This is a genomic window from Lysinibacillus sp. FW301-JW8, assembly GCF_058788755.1.
The window spans coordinates 1-9,649 of the sequence record NZ_JBYTBB010000107.1 but is presented as its reverse complement, the minus strand read 5'-3'; the positions used below and the strand labels follow the sequence as shown (position 1 = coordinate 9,649).

The following is a 9,649-nucleotide window of genomic DNA, read 5'->3' as shown; positions in this document are numbered from 1 at the left end:
CGGCGGGAGACCCGAGCAAAACGGCGGGAGACCCGAGCAAAACGGCGGGAGACCCGAGCAAAACGGCGGGAGACCCGAGCGAAACGGCGGGAGACCCGAGCAAAACGGCGGGAGACCCGAGCGAAACACCAGAGAACCAATCCAACCGTACTCCAAAACTAAGGGATTTAATTTTTATCCTCAATCAAAGAATTAGCAAGGAGCATAAATTCAAGCGTAATGCGATTATGTCCCTTCATAAAATTTTCTCCTAACAGACTTTCAAGCTTTTTTAAGCGGTGGTAGAGCGTTTGCCGTACAATAAACAATTGATTGGCTGTCTGCTGCTTGGAGCCACTCGTTTGTAAATAGACCTGCAATGTTTCTAGTAACTTACTATTATATTTTTGATCGTATTCAATTACAGGCTGTAAATAATCTTGAATGACTTCCTGTAAATTAACCTGCATCTGGAGCTTGTAGATAAGGTGATATAAATGTAAATCATCATAAAAATAAGAAGTTGTTTGCACCTTGCTGCAAATATATAACGTCTCAAGAGCGGTTTGATAGCTTTTAGGAATTTCTACAACATCTGAAACTACTTTTCCAATAGCTACTTGATAACCTTGAGCTATTTGTTTTTTGTAAAACTCTGCCCGCTGAAGTGAGGAGCATAACGAATTCAATAATTCCCGACTCGATTTACTATCTTTGATATGAAGGAGAATAAAGACAATATCGCTCTTTCTTTCGAATAAAAAGGGAATAAATCCATATTGTTCAAAGAGATTTCGGTAATATAACTTACTATAGACAATATCTTCTTGCACTTTAGGAACAGTACGTGGGGATGCTAAAATAAAGACAGCTCCACTAGAAATTTTATAGTTAGAATGGTGAGTGACAATAAATTTGTAAATTTCCTCTTTCGATAGTTTTTGATCTATCCAATCCACCAAAATAGTGGCATCCTCCATATTCTGTTTCTCCTCTATATAAAACTCTCGCATTAATAGCTGTGCTAATGCTGTAGCTGTACGATCTAAAATGAGTAGTTCGAATTCTGAAAATTGACCATCCGCTCTATAAAGAGTCAAATCAGCATAATGCTGATCAAAAATAAAGATAGGCTCATGCTTAAATTCGGGGGCTATTTCCTTCATTTCTAGTAATAGCTGACGCTTTTTAGGCATTGCATTTGGGAAAAAAATAGGCTCTCGGCTTTTAATAGAAAATACAATTTGAGTTTTTAATTCATTGTACATATTTTGTAAAATATCATCTGTCGTTTGTCCTAGTAGGGCATTTTTATTTAATGTTTGAGAGTAGGATTCCAACGTGGAAATCATTAAATATTGTTGATTTAATATTTGACTATGTAAATCCTGAGTAATGCGAACGAAGGGAACAGTTTCGTGAAAAACAATAATAGGGAAGCTATGACGGTTGGCAAGTGACACAATCACTTCTGGAATGGTTTGTAGATAATCACCGTACTCAATACATAATGCAGCACAATTTTTGTGAATCAATGACTCTACAAAAAAGATAAAATCCTCTATGCAATGTTGCAGGCTTATGCCAGTTGTCAAGACCAATTCATCACCAGCCAGGAAATTATCTATTTGGACAATTTCAATGACATGTGCCCATTTGACAATCCTTGATAATCCGTCCTCTCCAGCCACTACCTCTGCACTCTTAAAATACTTATTCTCTAATATATCCTTCACCTTTAATTTAAATTGGTTCATCAATATTCTCCTTTCTTTTTTCTTACTAGTGTTATATTTTCGCTTAATTAAACGTAAAAAATATATTTCAAGAATATTTAGTCTATTTTACATTATGTATAAAACAAAAGTATAGAATTTTACAGTTTGTCTATTACTTCCAATGTTTGGAACGTGTAAGATTTTGTTAAGCGATAGTCCAATCTAAAAAAGAGGTGATAGATATGGAGCAACAAACGCATTTACAGAGAGGGTTAAAGAAAAGGCATATGACAATGATTGCAATTGCAGGAGTTATTGGTGCAGGCCTATTCATGGGAAGTGGCTCGGTCATTAACTTAGCCGGCCCTGGTGCTATACTATCTTACATTTTTGCTGGTATCATCGTCATTCTTGTCATGCGAATGCTTGGGGAAATGGCAGCGGTCAATCCAACAAGTGGGTCTTTTGCGCATTATGCACATGAATCAATTGGACCTTGGGCTGGTTTTATGATTGGTTGGTTATATTGGTTTTTCTGGGTCATAGCCATTGCCTTAGAAGCAACGGCGGCGGCCGCAATTATTCAATATTGGTATGATGGTATTCCTTTATGGCTGCTTAGTCTTATGCTGACAGTAGCGCTAACTTTAACAAATGTACTTTCTGTAAAAGCTTTTGGCGAATTTGAATATTGGTTCTCTCTTATTAAGGTTGTAAGTATTGTAGTTTTCTTAGGGCTTGGTGCATTTATTATATTTGGCATTGCACCAAATTTTGTTGCTATTGGAACAGCTAATTTGATTGGGCAGGGTGGCTTTTTACCAAATGGTTTTGGTGCAGTTTTAATGGGTGTTGTTATTGTGATCTTTTCCTTTATGGGGACAGAAATTGTTGCGATTGCGGCAGGGGAATCTGATGAACCGTTAGCAGCAGTAACGAAGGCTACAAATTCTATCACATGGCGAATTTTAATCTTCTACGTTGGATCAATTACAGTGGTAGTTACATTATTGCCATGGCATTCCTCAGATATTTTAACAAGCCCATATGTTGCAGTATTGGATTATATCGGTATTCCTGCTGCTGCACAAATTATGAACTTTGTGGTCTTAACGGCCGTGTTATCATGCTTGAATTCCGCACTTTACGCAACATCAAGAATGGTATTTTCTTTGGCAGAGAAGGGGGAGGCCCCAAAAGCCTTTTTAAAATTAAATAAAAAAGGTGCACCTGTGAATGCCATCCTAGCAGCGACGTTCTTCTCCTATATTGCAGTTATTATGAACTATGTTTCTCCAGACAAAGTCTTTATGTTTTTACTTAGCTCATGTAGTGCAATCACATTAATTCTTTATTTAATAATTGCCTTTTCACAATTAAGAATGCGAAGAAAAATTGAACAGGAAAATCCAGAACTATTAAAAGTGAAAATGTGGTTATTTCCGTATTTAACGTATTTCACTATTTTGGCTACAGCCGCATTGCTTGTCTCTATGTTCTTTATTGACTCCATGCGTTCGCAAATATTATTTACATGTATTATAGTGGCGATCGTCATGATTTTCTATATGGTCACTCAAAGGAAAAAGGTCTCTAATCCAAAACATGAGGCAATTTTCCAAGAGGAAGAGTTAGATTTTGAACAACAATAATAAGGAGTGGTGAAAAGATGACAGTTAAGCAAAAAATGAAAGCGCTAACACACTTTATCGACGGGGTAGAAGTAGCTGGCACAAGTGGACGATTTTCAGAAGTTTATAATCCATCGACAGGAGAAATCATTGCACAGGTTCCTTTAGCGTCTAAAGAAGAGGTTAAGCAAGCAATTCAGCTGGCTAAGGAAGCATTCCCTGAATGGAAAAAAACAGCGATTGGTAAACGAGTAGAGGTTTTACATCGCTTCCGTCAATTATTGATTGAAAAACAGGATGAATTGATTGCCTTGATCTGCGAGGAAAGTGGAAAAACAAGAGAGGATGCAAAGGGAGAAATTGTACGTGGTATTGAGTCTGTGGATATGGCGATTAGTGCTCCGCAAATGCTAAAGGGGGAGTACTCTGTCAATGTAGGAGGTAATATTAATGCATTTTCCGCAAAGAGCCCACTTGGGGTTGTTGCAACAATTGCTCCGTTTAATTTCCCTGTTATGGTTCCGCTTGCCATTACGAGTATGGCAGTTGCAGTAGGGAATGCGGTAATTTTAAAACCATCGGAGCGCGTGCCGATTTCAGCATTGTTTATAAGCAAGCTATGGAAAGAGGCAGGGCTTCCAGATGGGATTTGGACAGTTGTAAATGGCGATAAGGATGCGGTAAATGAACTTCTTGAAAATAAGGAGATACAAGCAATTTCATTTGTTGGTTCAACACCAGTTGCTGAATATATTTACCAAACAGGTACTAAGCATAATAAACGTGTTGCAGCATTTGGTGGCGGGAAGAACTTTATGATTGTTATGCCAGATGCCAACCTAGAACAAACGGCGAATGCATTTTTAGGGGCAGCCTATGGAGCAGCTTCTCAGCGTTGTATGGCTATTTCAGGCGCACTTGTTGTAGGAAAAGATACAGAGCAACGTTTTACAGATATATTAAAAGAAAAAATTACAAAATTGAAAATAGGGCCTTATACAGATCATGAGGTGGATTTTGGTCCAGTAATTACACAGCAATCAAAAGATGTCATTATTCGCTATATTGATGGTGCCGTTGCTGAAGGTGCGAATCTAGTGATAGATGGTCGAAATCCAAAAATATGCGAAACGTCTAAAGGTTTTTATCTTGGTCCGACTTTGCTAAATAATGTAACACCAGATATGACAATCTTTAAGGAAGAGGTTTTTGGCCCTGCGCGTATTGTAGTAGGTGTTCAAACGTTACAAGAAGCGATTGATGTAATTAATAACCATGAATTAGGGAATGGAGTCACAATGTTTACGAATAGTGGTGCAGCAGCTCGTAAATTCCAAGAAGAAATTGAAGTAGGGATGGTAGGGGTCAATGTGCCAATTCCAATTCCAGTAGGTTACCACAATTTTGGTGGATGGAAGCGCTCTAAGTTTGGTGAAGGGCATATGTTTGGACCTGACCAAGCGCGCTTCTTTACGAAGTCAAAAACAATATCTGAACGTTGGCCAGACGAAACAGAGGATACAGCAAGTTCCTTTGCATTTCCTAGTAATAACGATGTGAAGAGTTAAGCAAGTCACAATCATATAAGGGGTGTGTTAATATGGCTGAGGTAAATCTTAAAAGTGATGTTTTAAAAAAAGATGAGCAATATGTTTGGCATTCAATGAAACCCTATAATCCGAAGGCTACCTACGTAGTGGAAAAATCTGAAGGTGCAAGGATTACTGATACAAATGGAGTTGAATATATTGATGCGATGGCAGGGCTTTGGTGTGTAAATGTTGGTTACGGTCGAAAGGAATTAGCAGATGCTGCATATGAGCAAATGATGAAAAATCCGTATGCACCTTTATCTCAAGGGCATTTACCAGCAGTGGAGCTAGCTGAAAAGATTAATGAGTTACTGGGCGGAGATTATGTCATCTTCTTCTCAAACAGTGGCTCAGAGGCAAATGAAACTGCTTTTAAAATTGCACGCCAGTATCATCAGCAAAAAGGCCAAAGCTCTCGTTATAAAATTATTTCTCGCTATCGTGCCTATCATGGCAATTCCTTTGGCGCATTAGCTGCTACTGGGCAAGCAGAGCGAAAATTTAAATATGAGCCATTATCTCCTGGATTTGTACATGTAGCCCCCCCAGATCAATATCGCGAGTATGAATGCGATACGATTGCCTCAGTTGATTTAGCAAGCGTTAGGGCTGTTGATAAAACGATGACATGGGAGTTTAGTGATACAATTGCTGCTATGATTTTAGAGCCAATCATTACAGGGGGCGGGGTTATCATGCCACCAGAAAATTATTTAAAGGGTATTGAAGAAGTTTGTAAAAAGCATGGAGCTTTAATGATTGTAGATGAGGTAATCTGTGGTTTTGGCCGAACAGGTATGCCGTTTGGATTTATGAATTATGATGTAAAACCAGATATTATTACAATGGCAAAAGGGATTACAAGTGCTTATTTGCCCTTATCAGCGACAGCTGTAAAACGAGAAATTTATGAGGCATTTACTGGCTCTGATGCATATGATTATTTCCGTCATGTCAATACATTTGGCGGTTCTCCTGTAGCCTGCGCCGTAGCATTAAAGAATATTGAAATTCTTCAGCGGGAAATGTTGTTTGAGAGATCTAGTGAGGTCGGGGCTACAACCCTCCAAGCACTGCAACAGGCATTAAATCATCACCCAAACGTTGGGGATATTCGAGGGAAAGGTTTACTAATTGGAATCGAATTAGTTGCAGATAAAGCATCTAAGGAACCACTACCGGTGGAGAAAGTAAATGCAGTGATCGCAGCATGTAAAGAGCAGGGGGTTATTATTGGTAAAAATGGAGCCACTGTTGCTGGCTTTAATAACGTTTTAACGTTATCCCCACCACTGAATATAGCTCAAGAAGATCTAACGAAAATAATTGAAGTTGTCATAGAAAGTATTCATAAAATTTAATAGAAAAGCTGTCTTTTAAGCCAATAACAATGACTTTCAAGACAGCTTATTGATTTTTTACAGCATCAGAAAGGCAAGACGAATGATTAGTATGATCAAAAAGACTCCTGTCAAAACTAGTAATAGTATAATTCTCTTTTTTAAAGTAGTGTTCATAAGGTTATCACCTACTCCTCGGCTTTGAACATGTAACCGCTATAAGATTTATAGATAATCATCACAATCCCCATTAGCATGAAATTTGATAGAAGGGAACTACCTCCATAGCTTAAAAACGGCAATGTCATACCTGTTACGGGTAAAAGCCCGATTGTCATACCAATGTTTTGAGTAATTTGGAAGGCCAATAAACTAGCAATGCCCGCTCCCATCAGCGTCATAAACGGATCCTTAGCCTCTACTGTAACGAGGACAATACGATAAATCACAAAAAATAAAAGTATGATGACGAATGCGGCTCCAAGGAAACCTACCTCCTCAGCGATATTTGCAAAAATGAAATCTGTATGTTTTTCCACAACATAGACATTGTTATGCAGGTACCCCTTTCCTGTAAACCCACCTGAGCCAATTGCTAAAAAGCCCTGCCTAGTTTGAAAAGATGAATCTGGATATTCATAAGGTTGCAACCAGCCATAAATTCGTGAAATTTGATGTCCAGATAATTTACTTAGGACTTTTTCTGTAAAAAAATCATTAAATTTTACATAAAGAATAACCACAATACTAATAATCGATACTGGTATAGCAGCAAAGATTATCAGCAACTTTTTCTGAATACCTGAAAAGAAAAGCATCGGTACGATCATTGCCATATAAAGCATTGTCATACCTGTGTCAGGTTCCTTGTAAACAGCAAGTGTTGGTGGAATCGTAATAACAGCAATTGTAAATAGGAGCCGCATATCTGTTAAAAAGGAGGGGTGCTTATATTTTTCCTGATGTGCAACAATAACTTTGCTGACAACAATTAAAAAAGCAAACTTTAAAAACTCTGATGGCTGGAATGAACCTAATAATGGAATTTGATACCAGCGTTTTGCCTCATTGACCGTTCTAGCTATACTTTCAGGTGCAATAAATAATCCGAATGTTAATAACACCATGACTATATAAAATGGCCAGCCAATCTTTTTTAGTTGTTCTATATCAAGTGTAGCTACCCCATACATCGTTACAAATCCGATAAGATAGTATAGAGACTGCTTGATGATAAAAGAGCTTGAATATTGTTCAAATACCGAACTGCTAGAGTGTACGAAGAGACAACTAATCAGACCGAGTAACAGCAAGCAAATGACTAAACTTCTATCTAGTTTATTGAACTGTAACACTCAAACACCTCCTGTTTCCCTAAATGCTACTATTAATACCAAACGATAGTAAGAGATGGAAGGTTGCAACATATGAACTTGAGGAATATGAAATCAAGGATGTCTTAAATTAAAATAATTTAATATTTTATTTACAAATTATAGATGCTTCATAACTCTTCGAACAATATTTACAAAAACATAACACTAGCTTTATATCTGGATACTATGATTATTGGTAAGAGCTGGAGAAGGAGCCAAGGATCATGCAATTTTTTCGTTACATAATGGTGAAGGACAAGCTACTTGTACTAATGATAGTTTGTGTGCTCTCAAATGTACTGCTAGGCATTTTTAGTGTGGATTATCTAAGAAAAATGTCCTGGAATGCCAGTGAGAGCTATACACAAGGATTAGTACCAATTGGATGGTTAAACGAACTAGAGGAATCACAACGACAGTTAGATTATTTAGTGGATGCAGCAGAATCTTATCAAGAAATGACTACCATACTCAAAAGCATGGAGCAGCCTTTAGATCATTTAGTGAGTCTAGAAGTCGATAAAAAGATGGATCATCAAATGAAGAAATACAAGACCTTACTTGTACAGCAGATGGAATTGATTGAAAGCTATAAGCAATTGAACCTAAATGAACAACAACAGTTTTATACATTGTCATTTTTATCTGTGAGCCAGCAAAGCCATACCTTATTAGAAGAAACTCAAAGCTATTTGGTGCAACGTGCTAAGGAACAGCAATTGACCTACCAAAAGGATGTACAATTTGGATATTGGTTACTTGGTGGGGTATGTTTATTTGTTGTATTGTTAGTTATTTTTATTGGATTTATAGCCACAAAGGCTGTAAATGTACCAACTCGTCAATTGAAATCTTTATTAAAGCGAGCGGAGCAAGGCGATTTCACAGCAAATGCCAGCTATGTCGCTCATGATGAACTAGGTGAGGTAGTGTTATCCTACAACCAAATGGTAAATGAGGTGAAAACGCTGCTGCATACCGTAACAAATAGTGCACATGAGGTAGAAGAAATGACTGGGAAATTGCAAACATCTTCGGAGCGGTCATCTACCACAACGCATAAGATTGCGAAGGATGTGCAGTCTATTTCAGATTCAACAGCTGCCTCAACTACAAAATTGGCTTCCAATACAGCATCTCTTGAGGAAGTACTGAATGGTGTACAAATTATTTTAGAAAAAGTACAGGTTGTAGAAAATTTCGCTCATAAAACTGCCCGTGATGCAGAAAGCGGCACAGAAATTGTACAAGCAAATTTAACACAAATACAGAACATAAAGCAGGCGGTTGAAAAATCAAATACAGCCATTTTTAATTTAGTTGAAAGAGCATCTACAATCGACCAAATGGTTGAAGTGATTGAAAAAATTACTGCACAAACAAATCTTCTAGCTTTAAATGCATCGATTGAAGCCGCACGAGCAGGAGAGCATGGCAAAGGATTTGCAGTAGTGGCAAATGAAGTTCGTAAACTTGCAGAGCAGACGGTTCAATCAACACAAACCATTACGTCCATTGTTCAAAATATCCATCTAGATTCAAGCTACGCCGTGCAAATGATGGAGGGTGTATTAGCTGCAACAGATAAGGGTGTTCATGTAACAGGGAAAACTGCTATAAGCTTTGATCAAATCTTAGAAAAAGTACATACCATTAAGCCATACATTATGGAAGTATCTGCTACTGTTCAAGAGATTGCTAATCATACGAAAAAGGTTAGTGAGGATGCTGTGATGTTAACAACGTTTTCTGATACAAATGCTGCTTCGACCAAGCATGTAGCTACACTAACAACAGATCAATTAACTGCCCAGCAGCAATTCCATAGTTATATAAAAGAGTTACGGAAAGTATCAAAAGTTCTACAAATTGCTGTAAAGCGATTTTCAATCTAATAAGCAAGTGTAACCTTACTTTGTTTATATACAAAGTAAGGTTCATAGTGTTGAAAAATTAAATAGTCAAGGGACTTTTTGTGAATATTTAGTTAAAATGAAGGTGATTTCCGTTCCA

General features: G+C 37.6%; 6 protein-coding genes. 4 read left to right on the top strand and 2 right to left on the bottom strand.

All coding sequences use genetic code 11. The features are described from left to right. Positions 1 to 167: 167 nt before the first annotated feature. Complete coding sequence (locus tag AC3WOM_RS25610; protein ID WP_492448888.1) at positions 168 to 1,736, bottom strand: PucR family transcriptional regulator; 1,569 nt, start codon at positions 1,734 to 1,736, stop codon at positions 168 to 170. A 203-nt stretch (positions 1,737 to 1,939) separates the two neighbouring features. On the opposite strand from AC3WOM_RS25610, the gene AC3WOM_RS25605 reads away from it, so the two are divergent. The 3 genes from AC3WOM_RS25605 to AC3WOM_RS25595 are packed head-to-tail and all read left to right on the top strand — an operon-like array spanning position 1,940 to position 6,281. After that, positions 1,940 to 3,349 carry an amino acid permease gene (locus tag AC3WOM_RS25605; protein ID WP_492448887.1) on the top strand — a complete coding sequence of 470 codons (1,410 nt, stop codon included), beginning with the start codon at positions 1,940 to 1,942 and terminating at the stop codon, positions 3,347 to 3,349. 17 nt (positions 3,350 to 3,366) lie between these two features. Continuing rightward, the gene (locus AC3WOM_RS25600; protein WP_492448886.1) at positions 3,367 to 4,896 is read left to right on the top strand and encodes a CoA-acylating methylmalonate-semialdehyde dehydrogenase; all 1,530 of its coding nucleotides are present in this window, start codon (positions 3,367 to 3,369) and stop codon (positions 4,894 to 4,896) included. Positions 4,897 to 4,928: 32 nt separating this feature from the next. Beyond that, complete coding sequence (locus AC3WOM_RS25595; protein ID WP_492448885.1) at positions 4,929 to 6,281, top strand: aspartate aminotransferase family protein; 1,353 nt, start codon at positions 4,929 to 4,931, stop codon at positions 6,279 to 6,281. Between the two features lie 167 nt (positions 6,282 to 6,448). Here AC3WOM_RS25595 and AC3WOM_RS25590 read toward each other — a convergent pair whose 3' ends face one another. Further along, complete coding sequence (locus AC3WOM_RS25590) at positions 6,449 to 7,615, bottom strand: FtsW/RodA/SpoVE family cell cycle protein (protein ID WP_492448884.1); 1,167 nt, start codon at positions 7,613 to 7,615, stop codon at positions 6,449 to 6,451. 245 nt (positions 7,616 to 7,860) lie between these two features. Here AC3WOM_RS25590 and AC3WOM_RS25585 point away from each other — a divergent pair, with 245 nt between their 5' ends. Beyond that, positions 7,861 to 9,531, top strand: coding sequence for a methyl-accepting chemotaxis protein (locus AC3WOM_RS25585; RefSeq protein ID WP_492448883.1), 1,671 nt, complete (start codon positions 7,861 to 7,863; stop codon positions 9,529 to 9,531). The last annotated feature ends 118 nt before the right edge of the window (positions 9,532 to 9,649 follow it).

Bases quoted from the DNA above. Each gene is read 5' to 3' on its own strand.
- AC3WOM_RS25585 (WP_492448883.1), top strand. From the start codon at position 7,861: ATGCAATTTTTTCGTTACATAATGGTGAAGGACAAGCTACTTGTACTA.
- AC3WOM_RS25605 (WP_492448887.1), top strand. From the start codon at position 1,940: ATGGAGCAACAAACGCATTTACAGAGAGGGTTAAAGAAAAGGCATATG.
- AC3WOM_RS25600 (WP_492448886.1), top strand. From the start codon at position 3,367: ATGACAGTTAAGCAAAAAATGAAAGCGCTAACACACTTTATCGACGGG.
- AC3WOM_RS25595 (WP_492448885.1), top strand. From the start codon at position 4,929: ATGGCTGAGGTAAATCTTAAAAGTGATGTTTTAAAAAAAGATGAGCAA.
- AC3WOM_RS25610 (WP_492448888.1), bottom strand. From the start codon at position 1,736: ATGAACCAATTTAAATTAAAGGTGAAGGATATATTAGAGAATAAGTAT.